The 21,991-nt window shown below is 64.3% G+C and carries 22 protein-coding genes; 14 read left to right on the top strand and 8 right to left on the bottom strand.

Annotated elements, in window-relative coordinates; all coding sequences use genetic code 11:
• Positions 1–179: 179 nt before the first annotated feature.
• Positions 180–2,123 carry a TolC family outer membrane protein gene (locus EBB56_RS15975; protein WP_249742783.1) on the bottom strand — a complete coding sequence of 648 codons (1,944 nt, stop codon included), beginning with the start codon at positions 2,121–2,123 and terminating at the stop codon, positions 180–182.
• 398 nt (positions 2,124–2,521) lie between these two features.
• Here EBB56_RS15975 and EBB56_RS15980 point away from each other — a divergent pair, with 398 nt between their 5' ends.
• The 11 genes from EBB56_RS15980 to EBB56_RS16030 all read left to right on the top strand — a co-directional run bounded on the left by EBB56_RS15980 (position 2,522) and on the right by EBB56_RS16030 (position 13,137).
• A complete protein-coding gene (locus EBB56_RS15980) occupies positions 2,522–2,803 on the top strand; it encodes a hypothetical protein (RefSeq protein WP_045994775.1) in 282 nt (93 codons plus the stop codon).
• 132 nt (positions 2,804–2,935) lie between these two features.
• Positions 2,936–4,423 (top strand): tRNA uracil 4-sulfurtransferase ThiI, encoded by a 1,488-nt coding sequence (gene thiI, locus EBB56_RS15985; protein ID WP_124804796.1) that lies wholly within the window; start codon positions 2,936–2,938, stop codon positions 4,421–4,423.
• Positions 4,424–4,543: 120 nt separating this feature from the next.
• Complete coding sequence (gene metG, locus EBB56_RS15990; RefSeq protein ID WP_045994777.1) at positions 4,544–6,586, top strand: methionine--tRNA ligase; 2,043 nt, start codon at positions 4,544–4,546, stop codon at positions 6,584–6,586.
• Between the two features lie 63 nt (positions 6,587–6,649).
• Positions 6,650–7,240 carry an electron transport complex subunit RsxA gene (rsxA, locus tag EBB56_RS15995; RefSeq protein ID WP_045994778.1) on the top strand — a complete coding sequence of 197 codons (591 nt, stop codon included), beginning with the start codon at positions 6,650–6,652 and terminating at the stop codon, positions 7,238–7,240.
• Positions 7,237–7,803, top strand: coding sequence for an electron transport complex subunit RsxB (gene rsxB, locus EBB56_RS16000; protein ID WP_045994779.1), 567 nt, complete (start codon positions 7,237–7,239; stop codon positions 7,801–7,803). Before rsxA ends, rsxB begins: the two co-directional genes overlap by 4 nt.
• Positions 7,790–9,544 carry an electron transport complex subunit RsxC gene (rsxC, locus tag EBB56_RS16005; protein WP_124804797.1) on the top strand — a complete coding sequence of 585 codons (1,755 nt, stop codon included), beginning with the start codon at positions 7,790–7,792 and terminating at the stop codon, positions 9,542–9,544. Before rsxB ends, rsxC begins: the two co-directional genes overlap by 14 nt.
• Positions 9,541–10,563 carry an RnfABCDGE type electron transport complex subunit D gene (locus EBB56_RS16010; RefSeq protein ID WP_124804798.1) on the top strand — a complete coding sequence of 341 codons (1,023 nt, stop codon included), beginning with the start codon at positions 9,541–9,543 and terminating at the stop codon, positions 10,561–10,563. The genes rsxC and EBB56_RS16010 overlap by 4 nt, the downstream gene beginning before the upstream one ends.
• A 118-nt stretch (positions 10,564–10,681) precedes the next feature.
• Positions 10,682–11,224, top strand: coding sequence for an RnfABCDGE type electron transport complex subunit G (locus EBB56_RS16015; RefSeq protein WP_185696463.1), 543 nt, complete (start codon positions 10,682–10,684; stop codon positions 11,222–11,224).
• Complete coding sequence (locus EBB56_RS16020) at positions 11,221–11,928, top strand: electron transport complex subunit E (RefSeq protein WP_124804800.1); 708 nt, start codon at positions 11,221–11,223, stop codon at positions 11,926–11,928. The genes EBB56_RS16015 and EBB56_RS16020 overlap by 4 nt, the downstream gene beginning before the upstream one ends.
• 62 nt (positions 11,929–11,990) lie before the next feature.
• Positions 11,991–12,626: an endonuclease III gene (gene nth, locus EBB56_RS16025; protein ID WP_124804801.1), complete on the top strand. Its 636-nt coding sequence runs from the start codon at positions 11,991–11,993 to the stop codon at positions 12,624–12,626.
• 217 nt (positions 12,627–12,843) lie between these two features.
• Positions 12,844–13,137 (top strand): hypothetical protein, encoded by a 294-nt coding sequence (locus tag EBB56_RS16030; protein WP_045994784.1) that lies wholly within the window; start codon positions 12,844–12,846, stop codon positions 13,135–13,137.
• Between the two features lie 270 nt (positions 13,138–13,407).
• Here the strand turns inward: EBB56_RS16030 and EBB56_RS16035 are convergent, their stop codons facing one another.
• The 6 genes from EBB56_RS16035 to EBB56_RS16060 all read right to left on the bottom strand — a co-directional run bounded on the left by EBB56_RS16035 (position 13,408) and on the right by EBB56_RS16060 (position 18,761).
• On the bottom strand, positions 13,408–13,602 hold the full coding sequence (locus EBB56_RS16035; protein WP_045994785.1) for a hypothetical protein: 195 nt from the start codon (positions 13,600–13,602) through the stop codon (positions 13,408–13,410).
• Positions 13,603–13,640: 38 nt separating this feature from the next.
• Entirely contained in the window at positions 13,641–14,849 is a 1,209-nt protein-coding gene (locus tag EBB56_RS16040; RefSeq protein WP_124804802.1) for a YeeE/YedE family protein, read from the bottom strand.
• Between the two features lie 193 nt (positions 14,850–15,042).
• On the bottom strand, positions 15,043–16,008 hold the full coding sequence (locus EBB56_RS16045) for a sulfurtransferase (RefSeq protein ID WP_124804803.1): 966 nt from the start codon (positions 16,006–16,008) through the stop codon (positions 15,043–15,045).
• A gap of 328 nt (positions 16,009–16,336) precedes the next feature.
• Positions 16,337–17,011 carry a glutathione S-transferase family protein gene (locus tag EBB56_RS16050; RefSeq protein ID WP_108449420.1) on the bottom strand — a complete coding sequence of 225 codons (675 nt, stop codon included), beginning with the start codon at positions 17,009–17,011 and terminating at the stop codon, positions 16,337–16,339.
• A gap of 194 nt (positions 17,012–17,205) precedes the next feature.
• Positions 17,206–17,508: an HlyU family transcriptional regulator gene (locus EBB56_RS16055; protein WP_124804804.1), complete on the bottom strand. Its 303-nt coding sequence runs from the start codon at positions 17,506–17,508 to the stop codon at positions 17,206–17,208.
• A gap of 35 nt (positions 17,509–17,543) precedes the next feature.
• On the bottom strand, positions 17,544–18,761 hold the full coding sequence (locus EBB56_RS16060) for an argininosuccinate synthase (RefSeq protein WP_045994790.1): 1,218 nt from the start codon (positions 18,759–18,761) through the stop codon (positions 17,544–17,546).
• A 207-nt stretch (positions 18,762–18,968) separates the two neighbouring features.
• On the opposite strand from EBB56_RS16060, the gene rnt reads away from it, so the two are divergent.
• Entirely contained in the window at positions 18,969–19,634 is a 666-nt protein-coding gene (rnt, locus tag EBB56_RS16065; protein ID WP_124804805.1) for a ribonuclease T, read from the top strand.
• A 172-nt stretch (positions 19,635–19,806) separates the two neighbouring features.
• Here rnt and grxD read toward each other — a convergent pair whose 3' ends face one another.
• Positions 19,807–20,157, bottom strand: a complete 351-nt coding sequence (grxD, locus tag EBB56_RS16070; RefSeq protein ID WP_045994792.1) for a Grx4 family monothiol glutaredoxin — start codon at positions 20,155–20,157, stop codon at positions 19,807–19,809.
• Positions 20,158–20,394: 237 nt separating this feature from the next.
• Here grxD and argF point away from each other — a divergent pair, with 237 nt between their 5' ends.
• Positions 20,395–21,315, top strand: a complete 921-nt coding sequence (argF, locus tag EBB56_RS16075; protein ID WP_124804806.1) for an ornithine carbamoyltransferase — start codon at positions 20,395–20,397, stop codon at positions 21,313–21,315.
• An 84-nt stretch (positions 21,316–21,399) separates the two neighbouring features.
• Positions 21,400–21,702 carry a hypothetical protein gene (locus EBB56_RS16080; protein WP_045994794.1) on the top strand — a complete coding sequence of 101 codons (303 nt, stop codon included), beginning with the start codon at positions 21,400–21,402 and terminating at the stop codon, positions 21,700–21,702.
• Positions 21,703–21,991: the final 289 nt, after the last annotated feature.

Below are 21,991 nucleotides of genomic sequence, written 5' to 3' on the forward strand. Positions count from 1 at the left end.
AAACCTCTCTGTCGGCCGATGGCTGTACCAGAACGCCCTTTCCGTGCGACCCGGCCTATCATCCCTGCTGTCGTCACGGCTTCCTTTGCGGCAATGCAAGGACCAGAACGTGGCAGTTGCATCCATATTCCGGGAAATGGCGTCCCCGATAAGCGAGGACGCGATCATCCACTGAGCTTCTAGCCCTCCAGGCCGCGACCGTGTTCCCCTCGCGCCCAGGCAAGGGACACACTGTCATCACCGGCGGAACCAGGCAATGCCCCCATGTCCAGATTCTCGCCACTGCGTTCAAGTGTGATCTCCACTCGACGGTTCTGGCGACGACCTTCGACGGTGTCGTTGGACTGAACAGGCCGATGCGAGCCATAGCCCCGGGTTTCAATCAGCGAAGCACTGACGCCCTGGCTGACCAGGTACTGGCCCACCGCTGCCGCTCGATTACGCGACAGTGGATCATTGATGGCATCGGTACCCGAGATGTCCGCATGGCCAGCGATGAATACCCGGACCAGGTCGTTACGGCCACGGATACGGTCGGCCAACGCACTCAGTTCCTGCTTGGCGCTCGCGCTCAGCACGTAGCTGTTGATCTCGAACAGAGCGTCCGCAGGCATGACGACGTCCGGAGCCCGTGTGGAGCCGGTGAGCTCCTCGATGCTGTAGGACCGCGGACCTACCGCCGGACAGACGATATCCGGCGTGATCGACACACCGTTGCTGTCCAGCTCGGCGAGGCTCGGCAGTCCATCCTTGCGTACCTCCAGCACCTCCAGCAGGCTACCGGTGGCACGCAGGGTGCGCGCATCTGCCAGAGCAACGTCATACTGCGCGTTCACATAGGCACGACTCGCCTCGAAGTACTCATTCTCGATGTCCAGCAGGTCGAGCAGCGAACGCTGACCGATATCGAACTGCTGCTTGTAGGCTCCGCGTACGCGATCGGTCGTCTGACGGTGCTCGTTCAGGTATTCCAACTGGTCGCGCAGACGACGGGTGTCGTTGTAGGCGATGGTGGTGGTCTGACGAATGTCGACGCATGCCTTGTCACGCAGATTGACCGCCTGCTCGACGCGATCACTGGCGGCGCGGAACGACGCCAGGTCGCTGCCGCCGCGATACAGATTGAGGCTACCCACCAGTTCGATGCTGTGACGGTCTTCATGATCATTGTCGGAAATGAAGTCGCCGTCGGTGTCACTGCCCTTGTAGGTACCACTGCGGCCCACCAGGTCAAGCCTGGGATGGAAGGGCGACTTGGTGCCTTCACGCTCGGCGCGGGCGGCCTCGATGTTCTCGATGGCGGCATGGAAGTCCGGGTTACCCTCGTAGGCTAGCTGCAACGCCTGGGCGACGTCAGCGGGTAGCTGCTCGGCAAAGGTCGGCGCCGGCGCCAACGCTTCCGGCGGCAATTCGCCCACCAGACGCTGGAATCGCGCAGACACATCGTGCAGGTTGGAGGCTTCGGTGATCAGATTCGATTCGGCCAGTGCCAGACGACCGCTGATCTGCTCGAGGTCGACGCGACGACCGGCGCCGGACAGCGCACGGGCCTCGATCTGCTGGTAGACCTCCAGGTGCTTCTGATAGTTGTCCTGGGCCAGGCCCACCAGGCGGCGGTAACGCTGAACATCAAGATAGGCATTAGTTGCGTCCAACGCCGCGTCCTGACTCGCCCCCAGCAGCTCGTAGTAGCGTACCAGTTCTGCCCGGCTCAGACGCTCGACCTCGCTGGCGGTGGCGAAGCCGTCATAGATCATCTGGTTCAGCGTCACCTCGACATAGTCGGTGTCGTAGCTGCCCTGTTGATCGTTCTGACGATCCTCGAGGCCGACGCCTGCGTTGACGTCAATCTGAGGCAGATAGCCCCCAAAGGCCACCCGCTCATCGTGGCCCGCCGCCTGGAAACCATTCCAGGCGGCCAGCACCTCAGGATTGGTATTGATGGTCTGCTCCACGACGTCACGCAGGGTCGCCGCACCGGGCGATGTCGTGCCAGGCGGCAATGTCTGCGCGTCCTGGGCCATGACTCCTGACCCCATCAGCATTGACGTAGAGGCCAATGCGATGGCACTGACCAGCGGCCGCACCATGGAAGAGCGAGGTTCTCGGCGGATCGTTTTCATTCGTGTTCCCTTAATTATCAATGGCCGCAGCCAGTACAGTTGAATCTAGTACCAACGAACTAGCCCAACAACCCCGGATTCTGCAGGACCAGCCGTGCTGCTTCGGCGCTACCATTCTCATCATCCCCGGGATGGGCGAGCAGTTTCCCTGTAGCGCCGATTGTCGAGCGCTTCCCCAACGCTGCTAACATCCCATCCAGCCACAACTACTGTTACAACTACAATCCTCTCACATTCGAACACATTCGGTAACATCTCGTCATTCAATGTCATCATGGTCAGGCAAGGCACCACTTGACAGAATCCACAACATCGCCCTACAGCAAACCTGTCCCGTAGCAGTCCACAAACATGCTATCGTAATCCCTTGGATCAAGCGCCTAGCCAAGGAGTCACCGATGGCCTCATCCGAAATTCAAAAAACCCGTGTCATCAATGAATTGACCGGCTTTATCAAAAAGTTGCTGCAGGACCCCAAGGTCCTGGAGACCTCTCTAGAGATCGCCCGCCGGCACCTGGAGAGTGGCAGCGATAGTGGCGTCATGGCCGACATTGCCAACGAAATCTCGGACACCACCAGCATTCATATCCCTGACAGCGCCGAGGAGCACTCCGAAGCCGACCGGCTCTTCCTGGAGCTTCTCAAAGAGGTCGTACAGGAAGAAAAAGCGCTGTACTGACGCATTTTTTCCTCTTTTTTTCCTGCCCCCCGCCGATCGCCCCCCTGCCGTCGGCGGAATCTCGAAGATCTCCATCAAACTTGATCTGGATCAAGGTTACTATTCTTACATCGTAGTTTCGGCGTTCACACCATGGAATATCGTCTTTCCCTTTCTGCCGACATCGCCACCAAGTCCGCCTCGGTGAGACGCCACATGGGTCGCTGCCTGGCCACCAATCTGCGCAATGCACTCAGGCGCCAGGAGCCCAAGACCAAGGTCGTTGCCCAATGGGACCATCTTGTCGTAAGACTTCCGCGGGAGCTTTCTCGCGGGGATCGTCTGGCACTGGAAGCAAGCATGACCCGGATACCGGGCGTTCAGCGCGTGGCCAGGACACGTAACAGGCCGCTTGGGGACTGGCGGAACACCATCGAACAACTGGCACGCGAACGAGCATCGGAGCTCGAAGGCAAGCGCTTCAAGGTCAAGGTCAAGCGCAAGGGACATCACGACTTCGGTTCGGTGGAGGTAGAGCGTGCGCTGGGCGCAGCGCTGCTCGCCCATGCTGCTGATGCCAGGGTCGACCTGAGCACCCCGGAGGTAGTGATGCCACTGCGGATCGATGGCGACACCTTGATCGAGGAAGTCGACCTTGGGCCGGGCCTCGGTGGCTTTCCACTAGGCACCCAGGGAGAGGCACTGGTACTGATGTCAGGGGGTTATGACTCCCCGGTGGCGGCCTATCGGATGCTCAGGCGCGGCATCAAGTGTCACTTTGTCCTCTTTCGTTTTGGCGGACAGGAACAGGAAAGCGCGGTCAAGGCGCTGACCCGAGACCTGTGGCAACGATACAGCGCCTCCCACAAGGCCAACTTCATCACCGTTCCCTTCGAGGAAGTGGTCGAGACACTGCGTCGCGAGGTACCTGATGGCCTGGTGTCGCTGGTGCTCAAGCGCTTGATGATCGAGGCCGCCGCAAGAGTCGCGCAACGCGCGCGCATCCCCGCCCTGGTGACAGGAGAGGCGATCGCCCAGGTATCGAGCCAGACACTGACCAATCTCGGCCTGATCGACCGCGCCAGCCACCTGCCGGTGTTGCGACCGCTGCTGACCGATGACAAGCAGACCATCATCGATGAGGCCCACCGGATCGCTACCGCTGAGGCGTCGAGCCGAATGCCCGAGTACTGCGGCGGGATGTCCAGCCGCCCCAGGGTCAAGGCGCCGCTGAAGGAACTTCAGGCGGCAGAGGCCAGGCTACCGGCCGACCTGCTGGATCGCGCCCTGGCCAGCGCCACTCGCCAGCCTGTCGATGCGCCAGTATCCAAAGGCGTCAGCGCACCCTCCCAGGAGCCTCTGGCAAAAGTCTCCTTTGGAGGCCTCCACGACTTCGCCCGAACGGCGACCCGGGTCATCGATGTGCGGCCCCCGGACGACGTCGAGCGCCGTCCGCTTGGGCCACTCGCCTGCCCCGTCGATCATATTCCCTTCTATGAACTGGCGACCCGCAGCGATGCGCTTGATCCCGACACCCGCTATCTCCTCTACTGTGACCAGGGTGTCATGAGCCGCCTCCAGGCGCTGCACCTCAAGGACCGAGGCCTTGAGCATGTCGGCCTGCTGGTGGCGTCCTCCTGACAATGCACCGTCTGCGCAACGGCTTTTTCATGGCTGCGCCCAAGCACGATAGCGGATGCACACGACCTCGATCCTAGCTACAATCGTCGCCTGATTTTCAACGGGATATCACGTCACACCATGTCCATCACCGCACCCGACAAGCGCCAGATTCTGGTCACCAGCGCCTTGCCCTACGCCAACGGCGCCATTCACCTGGGCCACCTGCTGGAGTACATCCAGACGGATATCTGGGTGCGGTTCCAGAAGAGTCGCGGCCACCAGTGCCACTACGTCTGCGCCGATGACGCCCACGGCACCGCGATCATGCTGCGTGCCGAGCAGGAGGGCATCACCTCCGAGGCGCTGATCGACCGCGTATCCCGCGAACACCAGCAGGACTTCGCCCGTTTCGGCGTGGCCTTCGACAACTACCACTCGACCCACTCCGAGGAAAACCGCCACTTCAGCGAGCTTATCTATAAGCGCCTGCGCGACAAGGGGCACATCGCCACCCGTGACATCGAGCAGATGTACGATCCGGTCAAGGGTCTGTTCCTGGCCGATCGTTTCATCAAGGGCACCTGTCCCAAGTGCCACACCGCGGATCAGTACGGCGACAACTGCGAGGCCTGCGGCGCCACCTATACCCCTGCCGAGTTGATCGATCCGGTATCGGCTATTTCCGGCGCCACCCCGGAAGTCCGCAGCTCCACCCACTACTTCTTCAAGCTGCCTGACTTCGCCGACTTCCTCAGTGCCTGGATCAAGGACGACCATGTCCAGCCGCAGATCCGCAACAAGCTGATGGAATGGTTCGAGTCCGGATTCAACGAGTGGGACATCAGCCGCGACGCGCCCTACTTCGGCTTCGAGATTCCTGACGCGCCGGGCAAGTACTTCTATGTCTGGCTGGACGCTCCGATCGGCTACCTGGCGAGCTTCAAGAACCTGTGCGAGCGTGAGGGGCTGGACTTCGACAGCTACTGGGAGCGCGACTCAAAGGCCGAGGTCTACCATTTCATCGGCAAGGACATCGTCTACTTCCACGCCCTGTTCTGGCCGGCGATGCTGCACGGGGCCGAGATGCGCACCCCCACCGCAGTCAACTGCCACGGCTTCGTCACGGTCAACGGCGCCAAGATGTCCAAGTCACGCGGCACCTTCATCAAGGCCGCGACCTACGCCGAGCATCTCAATCCCGAGTACCTGCGCTACTACTTCGCCGCCAAGCTCACCTCCCGTGTCGATGACCTCGACCTGAACCTCGAGGACTTCGCGCTCAGGGTCAATGCCGACCTGGTGGGCAAGGTGGTCAACATCGCCAGCCGCTGCGCTGGTTTCGTCAAGAAGCTCGGAGGTGGGCAGCTGTCGACTCACTGCGCCGAGCCGGACATGCTGGCACGCTTCATCGCCGCCGGTGACGAGATCGCCGACTACTATGAACAGCGGGAGTTCGGCCGCGCCATGCGCAAGGTGATGGAACTGGCCGACGAGGCCAACAGCTACATCGCCGACCAGGCCCCCTGGGTGCTGGCCAAGGAGGCAGGCCGCGAGCAGGAAGTGCTCGACATCTGCTCCATGGGAATCAACCTGTTCCGTCAGCTGATGGTCTACCTGGCCCCGGTCGTACCGGCCATGGCCGAACAGGCCAGACTGTTCATGAATCTCGACACCCTCGACTGGAACAGCCGCGAGACCTGGCTGGGCGATCACCCCGTCAACAAGTTCAAGCCGCTGATGACCCGGGTCGAGAACGATCGTATCGATGCCATGATCGAAGCATCGAAGGAGGATCTGGTGGAAGAACAGAAGCTCAAGGAAACGCCCAAGGGACCGCTGGCCGAGACGCCGATCGCCGACGAGATCAGCTTCGACGACTTCGCCAAGGTGGACCTGCGTATCGCCCGAATCGCCAAGGCGGAATACGTCGAAGGGGCCGACAAGCTGCTCAAGCTGTCGCTGGATCTCGGCGGCGAAAGCCGCCAGGTCTTCGCCGGCATCCGTCGCGCCTATTCGCCGGAGGCTCTCGAAGGCAAGCTGACCGTCATGGTGGCCAACCTGGCACCGCGCAAGATGCGCTTTGGTGTTTCCGAAGGCATGGTGCTGGCGGCTGGCAACGACGACGGCATCTATCTGCTCGAACCCCACAGTGGCGCAGAACCCGGCCAGCGGGTCAGCTAAGGGGTTCCATCAAGCCCATGCGCCGGCGGGACCCTGCCCGCCGGCCGTTACCTCGTGCATTCCATGACCGACGTTCTTCTCGTCCTCGTCAGTACCGCCCTGGTCAACAACTTCGTGCTGGTGCAGTTTCTCGGGTTATGCCCTTTCCTGGGGGTGTCCTCGAAGCTGGAATCGGCGCTGGGCATGTCCCTTGCCACCACCTTCGTACTGACCCTGTCATCGGCGGCCAGTCACCTGCTGCACCGTTATCTGCTGGTGCCGCTGGATCTTGAGTACCTGCGCACCATCGCCTTTATCGTGGTGATCGCCGTGGTAGTCCAGGCCACCGAGGTCATGGTCCGCCACCTGAGCCCCCTGCTGCATCGGGTGCTCGGCATCTTCCTGCCGCTGATTACCACCAACTGCGCGGTGCTGGGCGTGGCGCTGCTGAGCCTGGGTCGCGACGGCGGCTTCTTCGATGCGCTGCTGTACGGATTCAGCGCCGCTCTGGGCTTCTCGCTGGTGTTGATCCTGCTGGCGGCCATGCGCGAACGCCTGGCGGGCGCCGATGTACCCCGCCCGTTTCGCGGTGCAGCCATCGCCATGATCACCGCCAGCCTGATGTCGCTGGCCTTCATGGGCTTCACCGGACTTGCCACCGGGGGCTCCCCATGAGCCTGACGAGTCTTGTCGGCGTGGTCCTGATGGTCGCGCTGATCGGCGTCTGCGGCGGACTGCTGGGCTGGCTGAACCGTCGCTTCAAGGACGGCGAGGATGGCCTGGTGGAGCAGATCGACGCCCTTTTGCCCCAGACCCAATGTGGCCAGTGTGGCTATCCCGGCTGTCGGCCCTACGCCGAAGCCGTCGAGCAGGGAGAGGCCATCAACCGCTGTCCACCGGGCGGCGAGGCAACCATTCTTGAGTTGGCCGAACTGCTTGGTCGGGAACCTCTGCCGCTCGACGGCGACGCCGACGATACCCCCCGGGTGGCCTTTATTCGGGAAGATGAATGCATCGGCTGCACCAAGTGCATCCAGGCCTGCCCGGTGGACGCCATCCTCGGTGCCTCGAAGATGATGCACACGGTCATCGCACACGAATGCACCGGCTGTGATCTGTGTATCGCTCCCTGTCCGGTGGACTGCATCGACATGCTGCCAAGAGAGCCACAACCCCGCTGGACCGCCGGCATCATCGCCAGCGACCGTACCACGGAGACGCTTCATGGCAGTACTTGAGCGGCTCTGGCGATCACTGGCGACGGGTACCCGGCCCGCTGGCGGCGTGCTGCCTCCTACCCGCAAGTCGCAGACCCGTGACCTGGGCATACGCACGCCGCCGCTACCGGCCAGGGTGACATTGTTGCTGGAAGATGGCCGCGACCAGCCCTGGCGAGAGGTCCAGCCCATCGTCAAGCCAGGCCAGTACGTGCGTGCCGGCGAGCCAGTGGCACGCGCCGTCGGCCACCTTGCGCTGCCGGTGCACGCCAGCATCTCGGGCCACGTCAGCGCGCTGTTCATGCACGACGAGGCGGACGCCGGCGGACAACACCCGCCCGCCGTGGTGATCGAGGCCGACGGCGCTTCACAGCACCACTGGCTGCCGCCGCTCGACTGGCAAGGCGCGGCCCCCGACGAGATCATCCAACGGATTGCCGACGCCGGCATCGCCGGCATGGGCGGCGGCGGATTTCCGGCGCATCTCAAGGTCCGCGCGGCACGCCAGGCGGGCATCGATACCCTGGTGGTCAACGCCGCCGAGTGCGAACCCTACCTGAGCGCCGATGACCAGACACTGCGCCAGCACACCGACCGGGTGCTGCTCGGTGCAGCAATGGTGGCCCATGCCACCGGGGCCGCCTCTATTGTCATCGGCATCGAAGACGACAAGCCCGAGGCGGCCAGCGCCGTGCGGGCCCGGCTAAACGAGTTGCCCTGTCCGGCACGACTCGAGGTGATCCCCACCCGCTACCCCAGCGGCGGCGAGCGCCAGCTGATCGAGCGCCTGCTGGGCCGCCGTCTCACCTCGGACCAGCTGCCGGTGGACGCCGGCGTGCTGTGTCACAATCCCGGGACCCTGGCGGCCATCCACGACGCGGTGGCGCTCGGCAAGCCGATGATCGAGCGCACCCTGACCCTGGCGGGCCGAGCACTGGCACGCCCCGGCAATGTCACCGCGCGCCTGGGCACCGCCATCGACTACCTGCTGCAGGACGCCGGCCTCGATCGCGCCAGATTGTCTCGGGTGATCGAAGGCGGGCCGATGATGGGCCAGGCGATCGAATCGCTTGACCAACCCATCACCCAGACCACCAACGGCCTGATCGCCGCTGACGCGGCAGAACTGCCGACGCCGCCCCCCGCACGCCCCTGCATCCGTTGCGGCGACTGCCAGCCGGCCTGCCCGGCGGGCCTTGCCCCTCAGCAGCTGTGGTGGCACGCCCAGGCAGGCGAAGACCACAAGGCCGAGGCAAACGGCCTGTTCGACTGCATCGAGTGCGGCGCCTGCGACTACGTCTGCCCCAGCCATCTGCCGCTGGCCAACGGCTTCGGCGAGGCCAAGCAGCGCCTGCGCACCGCGCGCACCGAGAGCGCCCGGGCCGACCAGGCCCGCCACCGCTTCGAGGCACGCCAGGCCCGCGAGCAGCGCGAGGCGGCCGAGCGTGAAGCACGTCGCCAGGCCCGTCGTCAGGCCGCCACCCGGCGCGGCCAGGAGCGTGACGCAAGCAGCGCCGAGGATAGCTCAGCCGGTGCAAAAGGCGCTGCCAGCGCCCCGGACGTGCGTGGCCTGCGCATCGCCCAGGCAGCCGCCAAGGCCGCGGCACGCAAGGCTGAGAAGGCGCTGGAGCGCGCCGCCCAGCAGCAGCAATCGGCGGATGTCCTCGCCGACCTCGAGACTCAGCTGGATACCGCCAGACAGCACCTCGCCGCCGCCGATGCACGACTCAAGGCCGCCCGTCAGGAGGAAACCCGGCCATGAGCCACCTTCACCGCCACACCAGCGCAGACAGCGCTCGCCGTGGACACGACAGCGCTACCTTGATGCGTCGGGTGACGCTGGCCTGCCTGCCCGGACTCATCACCCAGAGCTGGTTCTTCGGCCTTGGCGTCGTCACCAACGTCATCACCGCAGCGGCCTGCTGTGTGCTGATCGAGGCGATGATGCTGGTGGCGCGTCGGCGGCCCGTCTCGCCGACCATCGCTGATGGCAGCGCCCTGTTGACCGGGGTACTGCTGGGTGCGGCGCTGCCGGCGGGCACCAGCCTGTGGCTGATCCTGATCGGCTCGCTTGCCGCCGTGGCGGTGGCCAAGCACCTTTACGGCGGGCTCGGCCAAAACCTGTTCAACCCCGCCATGGTGGGCTACGCCCTGCTGCTGGTGTCCTTCCCCACCCAGATGAGCCTGTGGCCCGCACCCTCGGGGCTATTCGGCCCCGACGCCGTCGAGCCCTCGACCTGGCTGGCACGCTGGCTGGGACAGCACCCGCCAGCCGCACTGGATGCGCTGAGCGGTGCCACACCGCTGGACGCCTACCGCCATCGCGCCGCAGCCGAGCTAGTGGCACCAGCGGCGCTGGAGGCCTGGCGCAACGTCGCCCTGGCCTGGCTGGCCGGAGGTCTTTACCTGCTCTACCGCCGGCTGATCGACTGGCGCCTGCCGCTGTCCATGCTCGCCTCCATGGCCTTGCTCGCCTGGCTGTTCGATCAACTGTCGGCCAGCGGCGGAGTCGGCTTCCACCTGCTCGGGGGCGCGGCCATGTTCGGCGCCTTCTTTATCGTCACCGACCCGGTCAGTGCCGCCAGCGGTCGTCGTGCACGCCTGGCTTATGGTGCCGGCATCGGCGCCCTGACGATGATCATCCGTGCCTACGGCGGCTACCCTGACGCCGTGGCCTTCGCCGTGCTGCTGATGAACCTGGCCGCCCCCCTGCTCGACCAGCTGGTGCCCGACCGGTCATCGAATGCTCGAGCCACCCGGAGGCACAACGATGACGGCTAGCCAGCGACACCGCCCTGGTCAAGAACGCTGATGGACGACCGCCTCACTTGGAAAGCACTGATAAACTGCGCTGATGAATAGCCCTGATAGCAACACGTCGGCTCCGCGAACACTGGCCGTGAAACTTGCCCTGTTCGCCCTGGTAACCCTGGGTGCGGTCAGCCTGACCCAGGCACTCAGCGAGGGGCGTATCGAGGCCAATCGCCAGGCCCACCAGGACGCCCTGCTGCAAAGCCTGGCGCCTCAGGGCACCGCCAGGCTGGTGCCGGCGCCGGCCGGTGACCAAGGCTGGCAGGCGCTGGACGAAAGCGGCACGCTGCTCGCCACCCTGCAACCCTCGTCAGCGCTCGGCTACGCAGGCCCCGTCGAGGTGCTGGTAGCACTGACACCGCAGCGGCGTGTCACGGCAGTGCGCGTCGTCGATCACCGCGAGACGCCGGGTCTCGGCGACGCCATCGAGCGCCGCAAGGGTCCCTGGATCGATCAGTTCGAAGGCCTCGCTCGCCACCAGCTGGACCTGGCCCCGCAGGGCGCCATCGAGGCCCTGACCGGTGCCACCATCACCTCTCGCGCCGTCATCCAGGCAGTGAACGAAGCGGTGCTGACTGCAGGGTCGCCGCGTGATACGCCAGACGCCAGTAACCAGGAGCCCAGTCCATGACCCGCAGCGACGCTCGTGACATCGCCATCAAGGGGCTGTGGAGCAACAATCCCGCCCTGGTCCAGTTGCTCGGCCTGTGTCCGCTGCTGGCCGTCACCGGCAGTGTGGTCAATGGCCTGGGGCTCGGGATCGCCACCCTGGGGGTGATGCTCGGCGCCAGCGCCTCGGCCTCGGCGCTGCGCCACCAGGTACGCCCTGAGGTACGCCTGCCCGCCTTCGTGTTGATCATCGCTGCCTTCGTGACCTGCGTCGAACTGGCCATGGCGGCGCTGGCCTACGAGCTCTACCAGGTGCTCGGTATCTTCCTGCCGCTGATCGTCACCAATTGCGCCATCCTGGCTCGGGTCGAGGCCTTTGCCTCCCGCCAACCGCTCAAGCCGGCCCTGTTCGACGCCCTGATGAACGGCCTCGGCTTCTCTCTGATGCTGGTGTTGATCGGGGGTATCCGCGAACTGCTGGGGCAAGGCACCCTGTTCGCCGGCATGGACCTGCTGCTGGGCGATGCAGCCGGTGATTGGACACTGCACCTGCCGGGTGATGGCGGCATGCTGTTTCTGGTGCTGCCGCCAGGCGCCTTTCTGGTCACCGGGCTGCTGATCGCCGCGAAGAACGCCATCGACGACGCCGTGAAGCGCCGCCGCCCGGCGCCGACCCGGACGCCCAGGGACGAACGCCGGGTGCGGGTTACCGGAGTCGTGCGCTGAAGATCCGCCCGGCCTGGCCCGCTGTCGATTCAGCCCCTGGCTTGCCAACCAAAGAGACGAGCATGAACGCTGCCAAACGCCACGAGATCTTTACCCGCCTGCGGGCCCACAATCCCGAGCCGACCACCGAGCTCAACTGGAGCACACCGTTTGAACTGCTGGCCGCGGTACTGCTGTCGGCGCAGGCCACCGACGTCGGCGTCAACAAGGCCACCGCTCGCCTGTTCCCGGTGGCCAACACACCCCAGGCGATCATCGATATCGGGATCGACGCGCTCAAGGAACACATCAAGACCATCGGCCTTTTCAACACCAAGGCCGAAAACCTGATGAAGACCTGCCATCTGCTGATCGAGCGCCATGATGGCGAGGTACCGGCCACCCGTCCGGCGCTGGAGGCCCTGCCCGGGGTCGGACGCAAGACCGCCAACGTGATCCTCAACACCGCCTTCGGCCAGCCCACCATCGCCGTGGACACCCACATCTTCCGGGTCTCCAACCGCACCGGCATCGCCAAGGGCAAGAACGTGGTGGAGGTCGAGGAACGGCTGGTGCGCCACGTCCCCCGCGAATTTCGCCAGGACGCCCACCACTGGTTGATCCTCCATGGTCGCTATACCTGCGTGGCACGCAAGCCACGTTGCGGCAGCTGTGTCATCGAGGATCTGTGCGAGTTCAAGGACAAGACCGACATCTAGACCTTGCATGGGCCGCGACTGCACCCAGCGACGGTTTTCGCCCGTCCTGGCCCCCAGCACCACAGACAAAAGCGCTCACCGACGAAAGCGCCCATCACCAAGGATGCGTGCCGGAAGCCGGAAGCCGAAAGCCAGGCGAATTACGCCAAAGTTCAAGCGCAGCCGGCGGCCAGACGCGTTAGCCTGTGGGCCCAAGTCTCAACATGAGCGGTTAACGATGCAGGAAGTGCTACAGCAACTCTGGATTCCGCTGGCCATGGCCGTGAGCTTTGGCGCCTTCACCGGCTCGCTGTTCCGGCTAAGTGGCCGCCCGGGCTCCGAGCGGCCACTGATGTTCCCGGTGCTTGGCCTGCTCGGCGGCCTGACCGCCTTCATGATCCACCAGGTGCTGGTGTGGACGGTGGGCGCGCCGACCTGGCTGTTACCGATCCTGGTGGTGCTCCAGGTCTGGCTGTGGCTCGGGCCGCTGGGGCCGAAGATCCCCCGCCGCGAACAGGACCCACGAGAATGATCGCCTCCCCGTCAGACTGACGACCACAAGAGGCGCCCCTGCCATGGCAGGGGCGCCTCTTTGTTGGCCAATACTGTCCGACGAACAGTGCCTGGACGGTAGAACGTCACCGAGCGCAGGCATAATTCCAGGCTTTCTACGAAAAGTCGGCGAGCGATGGTTAGACAAGGCAAAAATCGGTGAGAAAGCGCAGTTTACAAGCCGTAAATGAGCATTTTGACCCGATTTTTAACGCCGTATTACCGAGCGCAGGCACTTTTCATGCAAGCCCTATTGGCGAGTGGACGGGCACGGCGCCCCACAGGGCGCACAGGCGCTGGCGTCACGCTGGTTCAGCGAGGTGCGAGCGTGGCCGTCGCCCATGTTGAAGGCGAAGGTGGGACTGGCCAGGTGGTCGGCCATGATCAATACCAGAATCGCCAGCAACAGACCGATGACGCGGCTTCGATGATAGGCGGCTTTCATGGGAATCACCTTGAACAATGGATCAGTGGGTCGGTCGATCAGTTGGGCAGCCGGAACCAGGGGCGCAGGCGAATCCCCACCAGCGAACCGACGAAGGCGCAGGCGAACCACACCCAGGCGTGCAGGCTGCCCGAGGCCAGTCCCGAAAACAGCGCGCCGATATTGCAGCCGAAGCCCAGGCGGGCACCGTAGCCCAGCAGCAGGCCGCCGATGATCGCCGCCAGGAACTGACGTCCCTCGATGGGCTTGCGACTGGCTTCATTGAAGCGATTGGCCAGACCCGCCGCCAGCATGGCACCCAGCAGCAGACCGAAGTTCATCACCGAGGTGATGTTCACCAGCACCGAATCGGCCAGCGCCATGGCCGGGTAGTCCCAGGTCCAGAACTCGAACTGACTCATGTCCACGCCGATGGCCTGCAACGCCTTGGCGCCCCAAAGATTGAAGGCGAAGGTGATGCCCCAGGGCGCCCCGCCGATGGCCAGGGTCAGGGTGTTGCCGATCGCCAGCACCAGGATCGCCCAGACGAAGGGCCAGCGTCCCTGCACCAGGGTGCGCAGCACCCCGCCTTCGGCAGGTGCCAGGCGCAGCTCGGAACGTTCCAGCGAACCATGGGCGCGGCGTTCTGCGCGATTGACCCACAGCATCACCAGCGCCAGCCCCGCCCACTGTACCGCGATGGCTCCGATGACCCCGACACTGTCGATCAGGCTGATCGGGTCCAGGCTCGGCAGGTCGAGCCACCACGGCAGGTGGATCGAACCGACCACCGCACCGATGATGAAGAACGCAAGTGTCACCAGCATGCGCAGGTTGCCGGCGCCGACGGTAAACAGCGTGCCTGAGCCACAGCCTCCACCCAACTGCATGCCCAGGCCGAATAAGAAGGAGCCCACCACCAGCGAGGTGCCGATGGGCGCCACCGCCCCCACCATGCCGGACTCACCGCTGCCGAGCAGCGGAATCATCAGCGCAGACGTCAATGCAAACAGGATCAACTGGGCACGCATGCCGGCGCCGCGACGCTTGGTGACCAGGTTGCGCCAGCCGGCGGTAAAGCCAAAGGCCCCATGGTAGAGCGCCATCCCCAGCGCGATACCGACGCCGAACAGCGCCACCAGGAAAGGAGCGGTCTCGAGCCACACCAGCCCGCCGAGGATCAGCATCCCGGCCAGGGCCACGCCGACGACGAAACGATCGACAGGAAGGCGGCCCTGGACGGGGGCCGCAGCGGAAGTCTGTGTCATGGTAGTGATCTACTCGTGATGAGAGGGCCACGCCGGCGACCCGGGGTCGGCGGCGTGGCGATAGCATCAAACCCTGCCACCCAGCAACAGGTCCGGCACGGACGCAGAAGCGAGGCAACGACAACGTAGCAAAGGCGCAGCAATTGCGCGAAATCGACGCTTTAACAAGGCGCCAACCGGAGCCTCAGGGCGATCAGTCGTCACCAAGGCCCAGGGCGTCGAGCACCTTGCCCAGTCCCTGCTTGGCCACCGCCAACGGGCGTGACTCGTCCTGGGTCCACTCGGCCATGGAGCCGTCATACAGGGCCACATTGTCGAAGCCGGCGATTTCGCTGAGCACGAACCAGTCGGTGGCGGCCCAGTGGCCGGTGTTGCAGAAGGCCACGGTCTTGGCGCTGGCGTCCAGCTCGGCCGCCTGTATCCGCGAGGTCACCTGGGCGGTGTCGAGACGCCAGGCGCCGCCATCGTTGGCCAGCAGGCTCTGGTGAGGCAGGTTCAAGGCACCCGGGATAGTGCCAGGGGCCGCCGCCGCCGGCGACTGATTGTCCCCCTTGAAGTAATCCTCGGGGCGAGCGTCGACCAGCTGTCCCTGGGACTCCCGTGCGGCCTCGACCTCTTCGGTGGTGGCCAGCAGCGACTCGTCCAGTTCGCCCTCGAAGCGCACCGGGTCGGGATATTCGACGGGGTCACTGGCGACCTCCAGCCCCTGTTCCTTCCAGCCCGCAAAGCCACCGTCGAGTATCGCCACCTGGTCATGGCTGAGTACCTTGAAGGTCCAGTAGACCCGTGCCGCGCTGCCGAAGTCGGTGGCACCCGTGCCCGCCGGCACCAGCACCACGGTATCGTCGTTGTCGATACCGAGCCCACCGATCAGCCGCTGTAGACTCGACACCGGCGGCATCACCCCGGTGACGCCGTCACGGCTCTCGCGCCAGCCGTCTTCGGTATAGCTCGAGTACAGGCTGCCCGGGATATGGGCGCCTTCGAAGCTCGAGCGATCGCCGCCATTGTCGATGCTGGAGCGAATGTCCAGCACCACCAGATTATCGTTGTCCAGATGCTCCCTCAGCCAGGCGGGGCTGACCAGCGGATCGACCTCAAGCGCCTGGGCGGAGCCTGCCACCAGCAAGGCACCGGCAAATGTCAGGGACCTCAGCATGATCTTGACCTCCTAGGTGGGTGTTGACGCCCATTATCCCGCTCGGAGCAGCAAACTCAATATGCTTGTAATGAATAATAATTTTCATGCTCATAACTTGCCGACATGAATATTCGCTCCAGCGAATGCCGCGCAACGGAGCAGGCGCAATGCCTTGTCAGGCAAGGCGCTTGGTAACATACCCCTCGTGCACGCCCCTACTGTCACGCTCCTCATGCAAGGTCCTTCCCAGACGGTCTCTCCCACAAGGTCCTTCCCAGACGGTCCTTCGGCCATACCCACAGGATCCTTTCTGCCAGACGATGCGCGAGCGTCCTTCCGCACCAGGTTACAGCGACAGTTCGCCTCCCCGTTCGACGGCGCGGACATAGCCGGGCCGTTGGCGACAGCGCTCGACAAAGGCGCCAAGCTGCGGGTGGTCGCCCAGCTGGCCACGACCTTCCAGCGCCAGCAGCGGGAAGCTCATCTGTATGTCGGCGGCACTGAAGCGCTCGCCCGCGAACCATTCTCGCCCTTCCAGGCTGTGCTCCCAGAAGTCCATCAGACGGAGGATCTCCGGCCCCAGATACTGCTTGCGCACGCCCTCGGCAAAGAGCCGGCCCAGGGGCCGCATCAGCGCCGGCACCGGCGGTTTGCCGAGTCGGCTGAACACCAGATTCATGACCAGTGGCGGCATGGCCGAGGCCTCGGCGTGGTGCATCCAGAACACGAAGTCGGTGGTGTCGGCGCTTGACGGCTCCGGCCACAGTCGATGCTCGGTATCGAAGCGCCTGAGCAGGTAGTCGATGATGGCGCCGCTCTCAGCCACCACGCGGCTACCTGCGTCTTCATCGGTGATTACCGGGGACTTGCCCAGCGGGTGCACCTGCTTGAGTGCGGCGGGTGCCAGCATGGTCTTCGGATCTCTGGCGTACTGGCGGATCTCGTAGTCCACGCCCAGCTCTTCCAGCAGCCAGACGATACGCAGTGAACGCGAATTTTCCAGATGGTGCACGACGATCATGGGACTCTCCTTGGAACGAGTCATGCCTTGAGCCGGGTCTTTCCCTGAGACAGGCAATGGCCTGAGGTGCGGCTCTCCCCGGCATGGGCCGGGGCGTATTGATTGGGCTGACGGGTGCGGCGGCGACCTGCCTGAAACAACCGCCCCACAGACACAAACGGCGCCCCGGAGGGCGCCGTTGTCGCGGTGAGCAATCAGCGCGGTTCGAACATCTCGTCGCCGACTTCATCGATGTAGCGTTCGGCCTTCTGCCGCATCAGGGCGTCACAGGCTTCGCGCCCCAGCACCAGGTCGGATCGCTCGAACCGATGCTCCAGGGTCTCGCCGCCCTCGATGGGCTTGCGGATGACACCGCTGACGCGGAACTGACCGCCCTGCTCCTCGGGTTGCGAGATGATCAGGTAACCACGGTACTCGACCGCTTCGGCCTCGGGCGCGACCCGGGACGACGACTTGCCGTCCCCCTTGAACAGCGCTCCGAACAGTTGCTTCAGCATGGGAACTCCTTTGGCCTGTCGCGCGACGTTACCACTCAGTCCTGACGACGACCCTTGCCGGCAGCGATGCGCAGACGCAGGGCGTTGAGCTTGATGAAGCCTTCGGCGTCCTTCTGATCGTAGGCGCCCTGGTCATCCTCGAAGGTGGCGATGGACTCGTCGAACAGCGACTCGTCGGAGCGGCGACCGGCGACGATGGCGTTGCCCTTGTAGAGCTTCATGCGCACCACACCGGAGACGTTCTTCTGGGTCTCGTCGATGGCCGCCTGCAGCATGCGGCGCTCGGGGCTCCACCAGTAGCCGTTGTAGATCACCTCGGCGTACTTCGGCATCAGCTCGTCTTTCAGGTGGGCCTCTTCGCGGTCGAGTGTCAGCGACTCGATGGCGCGGTGAGCACGCAGCATGATGGTGCCCCCGGGCGTTTCGTAGCAGCCGCGGGACTTCATGCCGACGTAGCGGTTCTCGACGATGTCGAGACGGCCGATACCATTGTCGCCACCCAGCTTGTTGAGCTTCTCGAGTACTTCGTGGGGCTTCATCGGCTCGCCGTCGATGGCCACGATGTCACCCTTGTCGAAGGTCAGCTCGACGTAGGTCGGGGTATCGGGAGCGGCCTCCGGCGACACGCTCCAGCGCCACATGTCTTCCTCGGCCTCGGCCCAGGGATCCTCGAGGATGCCGCCCTCGTAGGAGATATGCAGCAGGTTGGCGTCCATGGAGTACGGCGACTTCTTCTTCTTGCTGAAGTCCACCGGAATATCGTGCTGCTGGCAGTAGGCCATCAGCTTCTCGCGGGAGTTGAGGTCCCACTCGCGCCACGGGGCGATCACCTTGACGCCGGGCTTGAGCGCATAGCCGCCAAGCTCGAAACGCACCTGATCGTTGCCCTTGCCGGTGGCGCCGTGAGAAATCGCGTCGGCACCGGTCTGGTTGGCGATCTCGATCAGGCGGCGGGCGATCAGCGGACGGGCGATGGAGGTGCCCAGCAGGTACTCGCCCTCGTAGATGGTGTTGGCGCGGAACATCGGATAGACGTAGTCGCGCACGAATTCTTCGCGCAGGTCCTCGATGTAGATTTCCTTGACGCCCAGGGCCTCGGCCTTGGCACGGGCAGGCTCGACTTCCTCGCCCTGACCGATGTCAGCGGTGAAGGTCACCACCTCGCAGTCGTACGTTTCCTGCAACCACTTGACGATGACGGATGTGTCCAGTCCGCCGGAATAGGCGAGCACGACCTTCTTTACATCGGACATGCTAGGGGCTCCTTCTTGTAACCAACCATGGTGTGACCAACGCATTCGCGGCGCGAATAACGCCCGAAGAGCGCCGATTATAGCGTGCATCTGGGGTGCCGAATACCGGCCACGGGACGCCGCTGCCCCAAACTGCTAGACTTTCGCCGTTTCGGCCTGCCAACACCAGGCCCCCTGACCCCACACGGCCCGACTAAGGAGAGGTGCATGAGCGAGCTGATCGCCCGCGAACTCATGGCGCAACGTTTTCGCAGTTTTCTGCCGGTGGTGGTGGATATCGAGACCGGCGGCTTCAACCCGGAATCCGACGCCCTGCTGGAGATCGCCGCCGTCACCCTGACCATGGACCCGGAGGGCAACCTGTTGCCCGACGCCACCTTCGCCTACCACATCGAACCCTTTGCCGGTGCCAATGTGGAGCAGGCAGCGCTGGATTTCACCGGCATCCGCCTCGATGACCCGCTGCGCAAGCAGGTGGCGGTCAGCGAGGCCGAGGCGCTTGGCGAGATATTTCGACCGGTGCGCAAGGCGATCAAGGCCCACGGCTGTACCAGAGCCATCCTGGTGGGTCATAACGCCGCCTTCGACCACGGCTTTCTCAACGCCGCGGTCAATCGCTGCGAGATCAAGCGCAACCCCTTCCACCCCTTCTCGAGCTTCGACACCGCCTCGCTTGCCGGCCTGGTCTACGGCCAGACCGTGCTCGCCCGAGCCTGTCGCGCCGCCGGCATCGAGTTCGACAACAACGCCGCGCACTCGGCCCGCTACGACACCGAGCGCACCGCCGAGCTGTTCTGCGCCATGGTCAATCGCTACAAGGACCTGGGAGGATGGCGGCTGGCCCAGCAGGAGCAAGGCATGGAGGAGGATTGATCCCCTTCGGCCGCCAAAGTCTCAAGACGATAAAGGCCCCGATGGTCGATGACCATCGGGGCCTTTATCGCAGGTGCGAAGCTTTCGCGGCAGCCGGTCGACGCGGTCCCACCGGACAACGCCTTATGGAAAGGCGTTGGCCTGGCGGGCGCACGGCCACCAACAGCGCTCTTTAGTCTGCAGCGCCTTCCTCGTTCTGGCGGGCACGCTCGGCGGCCTGCTTGACCAGCGGCTCGAGTTCGCCGTTGTTGTGCATCTCGACGACGATGTCGCAGCCGCCGACCAGCTCGCCTTCCACCCACAGCTGCGGGAAGGTCGGCCAGTTGGCCACCTTGGGCAGCTCCGCGCGGATGTCGGGGTTGTCCAGCACGTTGACGAAGGCAAAGCGCTCGCCACAGGCCATCAGCGCCTGCACGGTCTGGGCGGAGAAGCCGCACTGCGGCAGCTGCGGAGACCCCTTCATGTAGATCAGGATGGGATTTTCGCTGATCTGGCGCTGAATATTCTCGACGGTGGTACTCATCACGGCTCCTCGTTGAAACGGGCTTGGCTTGCTCGCCCTTGCTAAGTGACGCAGACCGGGACAATGGGGGCATCCCGCCCCATTTTCAATGCGGCCCCGGCGGACTACCTCGCAGGAGGCAATACCCGATGGCCACACTCGGCCTTTGCATGGCCGCATTGTACGGCCCGGCGGCGCGTTGCGCATCCCCTCGGGGCTGGCTAGGATGGTCGTTTTTTACCTCGTTGGAGAGATGCCATGGCCACCCGCCACTTCCTGACCCTACTGGACCTGAGCCAGGATGAACTGCGCTACCTCATCCAGCGCGCCATCACCATCAAGAACGGCCTCAAGGCCCACGGCCCCACCTACACGCCGTTCACCAACCGCACCCTGGCGATGATCTTCGAGAAATCCTCGACCCGTACCCGGGTGTCCTTCGAGACCGCCATGGCCCAGTTTGGCGGGCACGCTCTGTTTCTGTCACCGCGCGACACCCAGTTGGGGCGCGGCGAGCCCATCGGTGACACCGCGCGAGTGCTCTCGGAGATGGTCGATGCGGTGATGATCCGGACCTTTTCCCACCAGGGTCTCGAGGAATTCGCCGCCGCCAGTGAAATACCGGTGATCAACGCCCTGACCGACGACTACCATCCGTGCCAGCTGCTGGCCGATGTCATGACCTGGACCGAGCTGCGCGGCAGCGTCAAGGGCCGCACCGCGGTGTGGATCGGCGACGGCAACAACATGTGCCACTCCTGGATCAACGCCGCGCGCCAGTTCGACTTCAAGCTGCGTATCTGCTGCCCCGAGGGCTACGACCCCCGCGAGGACATCCTGGCCGCCGCCGGTGATCGGGTGGTGATCGAGCGCGACCCGATGACCGCCGTGGCCGGCGCCGACCTCGTCACCACCGACGTCTGGGCCTCCATGGGTCAGGAGGAAGAGCAGGCTCGTCGCGAGGCGGACTTTGCCGGTTTCCAGGTCACAGAAGCGATGCTCGACGCCGCCGCCAAGGACGTGCTGTTCCTGCATTGCTTGCCGGCCCACCGCGGTGAGGAGATCAGCGAGACCCTGCTCGACGATCCCCGCGCGGTCGTCTGGCAGGAAGCCGGTAACCGCCTGCACGCCCAGAAGGCGCTGCTGGAGTTCTTGATGCTGGGTCAGGTCAACGGCTGAGATCCTGGTCGACGCGCTTATAGACTTTGGTCTAATTCGACGATTGTCGTATACTGGTCCCATCTTCTTATTCGGGATGGGACCATGGCCCTCACCGCTGATCACAACGACACCGCCCAGCGCATCGACCTCACCGCCTTCATCGAGGATCTCTACCGCGATGGCGAGGTGCTGGAGGCGATCACCCAGCCCAGTCGCGGACTCAGCGCCGAGCGGCTCGATTCCCTGACCCGCTCACGGTCCCAGGCCTCGCGTCTGCGCCGCCTATTGCGCCAGGCGCTGGTGGCACACAATAGCCAGGGGCGGCTGGTGCTCACCACCACCGGACGTGAACTGGCCTTTGATCTCTATGGTGTCGGCGCTGCCGACCTTCACGCCAGCGCCTGAGGTCTAAAGCGAGCGACCGACGGTGCTGTCTGGATATCTCCAGCCATCAACAGCCAGGCGGTAAATAGCCAGGCGGTCTCTGACACCAGCCAGATAAGCCAAGGGCGCCCAGCGGGCGCCCTTGGTGCTTCTGCTATCGGCTCTTGGGCATATCGGCTCTTGCCACTATTCGTTTTTACCAGTAGCGGCTCTTGCCAATATCCGTTGTTACCCTTGGCCTTTTCCAGCGGCGGTCGTTGTTGCCTACTGCCTATGCAAACAGCAGTCTGCCGCTTGGCTGCCCGCCACT

It is taken from the genome of Halomonas sp. YLB-10 (assembly GCF_003856855.1).
In the GTDB taxonomy this organism is placed as follows: domain Bacteria; phylum Pseudomonadota; class Gammaproteobacteria; order Pseudomonadales; family Halomonadaceae; genus Halomonas; species Halomonas litopenaei.

What these genes read in the sequence shown, in the direction of transcription:
- rnt (WP_124804805.1), top strand. Translation starts at nt 18,969, where the DNA reads ATGAGCGAGCTGATCGCCCGCGAACTCATGGCGCAACGTTTTCGCAGT.
- rsxB (WP_045994779.1), top strand. Translation starts at nt 7,237, where the DNA reads ATGAGCCTGACGAGTCTTGTCGGCGTGGTCCTGATGGTCGCGCTGATC.
- nth (WP_124804801.1), top strand. Translation starts at nt 11,991, where the DNA reads ATGAACGCTGCCAAACGCCACGAGATCTTTACCCGCCTGCGGGCCCAC.
- EBB56_RS16050 (WP_108449420.1), bottom strand. Translation starts at nt 17,011, where the DNA reads ATGATCGTCGTGCACCATCTGGAAAATTCGCGTTCACTGCGTATCGTC.
- EBB56_RS16035 (WP_045994785.1), bottom strand. Translation starts at nt 13,602, where the DNA reads ATGAAAGCCGCCTATCATCGAAGCCGCGTCATCGGTCTGTTGCTGGCG.
- EBB56_RS16080 (WP_045994794.1), top strand. Translation starts at nt 21,400, where the DNA reads ATGGCCCTCACCGCTGATCACAACGACACCGCCCAGCGCATCGACCTC.
- EBB56_RS16045 (WP_124804803.1), bottom strand. Translation starts at nt 16,008, where the DNA reads ATGCTGAGGTCCCTGACATTTGCCGGTGCCTTGCTGGTGGCAGGCTCC.
- EBB56_RS16010 (WP_124804798.1), top strand. Translation starts at nt 9,541, where the DNA reads ATGAGCCACCTTCACCGCCACACCAGCGCAGACAGCGCTCGCCGTGGA.
- grxD (WP_045994792.1), bottom strand. Translation starts at nt 20,157, where the DNA reads ATGAGTACCACCGTCGAGAATATTCAGCGCCAGATCAGCGAAAATCCC.
- rsxC (WP_124804797.1), top strand. Translation starts at nt 7,790, where the DNA reads ATGGCAGTACTTGAGCGGCTCTGGCGATCACTGGCGACGGGTACCCGG.
- rsxA (WP_045994778.1), top strand. Translation starts at nt 6,650, where the DNA reads ATGACCGACGTTCTTCTCGTCCTCGTCAGTACCGCCCTGGTCAACAAC.
- EBB56_RS15980 (WP_045994775.1), top strand. Translation starts at nt 2,522, where the DNA reads ATGGCCTCATCCGAAATTCAAAAAACCCGTGTCATCAATGAATTGACC.
- EBB56_RS16040 (WP_124804802.1), bottom strand. Translation starts at nt 14,849, where the DNA reads ATGACACAGACTTCCGCTGCGGCCCCCGTCCAGGGCCGCCTTCCTGTC.
- argF (WP_124804806.1), top strand. Translation starts at nt 20,395, where the DNA reads ATGGCCACCCGCCACTTCCTGACCCTACTGGACCTGAGCCAGGATGAA.
- EBB56_RS16060 (WP_045994790.1), bottom strand. Translation starts at nt 18,761, where the DNA reads ATGTCCGATGTAAAGAAGGTCGTGCTCGCCTATTCCGGCGGACTGGAC.
- EBB56_RS15975 (WP_249742783.1), bottom strand. Translation starts at nt 2,123, where the DNA reads ATGAAAACGATCCGCCGAGAACCTCGCTCTTCCATGGTGCGGCCGCTG.
- EBB56_RS16055 (WP_124804804.1), bottom strand. Translation starts at nt 17,508, where the DNA reads ATGCTGAAGCAACTGTTCGGAGCGCTGTTCAAGGGGGACGGCAAGTCG.
- thiI (WP_124804796.1), top strand. Translation starts at nt 2,936, where the DNA reads ATGGAATATCGTCTTTCCCTTTCTGCCGACATCGCCACCAAGTCCGCC.
- EBB56_RS16030 (WP_045994784.1), top strand. Translation starts at nt 12,844, where the DNA reads ATGCAGGAAGTGCTACAGCAACTCTGGATTCCGCTGGCCATGGCCGTG.
- metG (WP_045994777.1), top strand. Translation starts at nt 4,544, where the DNA reads ATGTCCATCACCGCACCCGACAAGCGCCAGATTCTGGTCACCAGCGCC.
- EBB56_RS16020 (WP_124804800.1), top strand. Translation starts at nt 11,221, where the DNA reads ATGACCCGCAGCGACGCTCGTGACATCGCCATCAAGGGGCTGTGGAGC.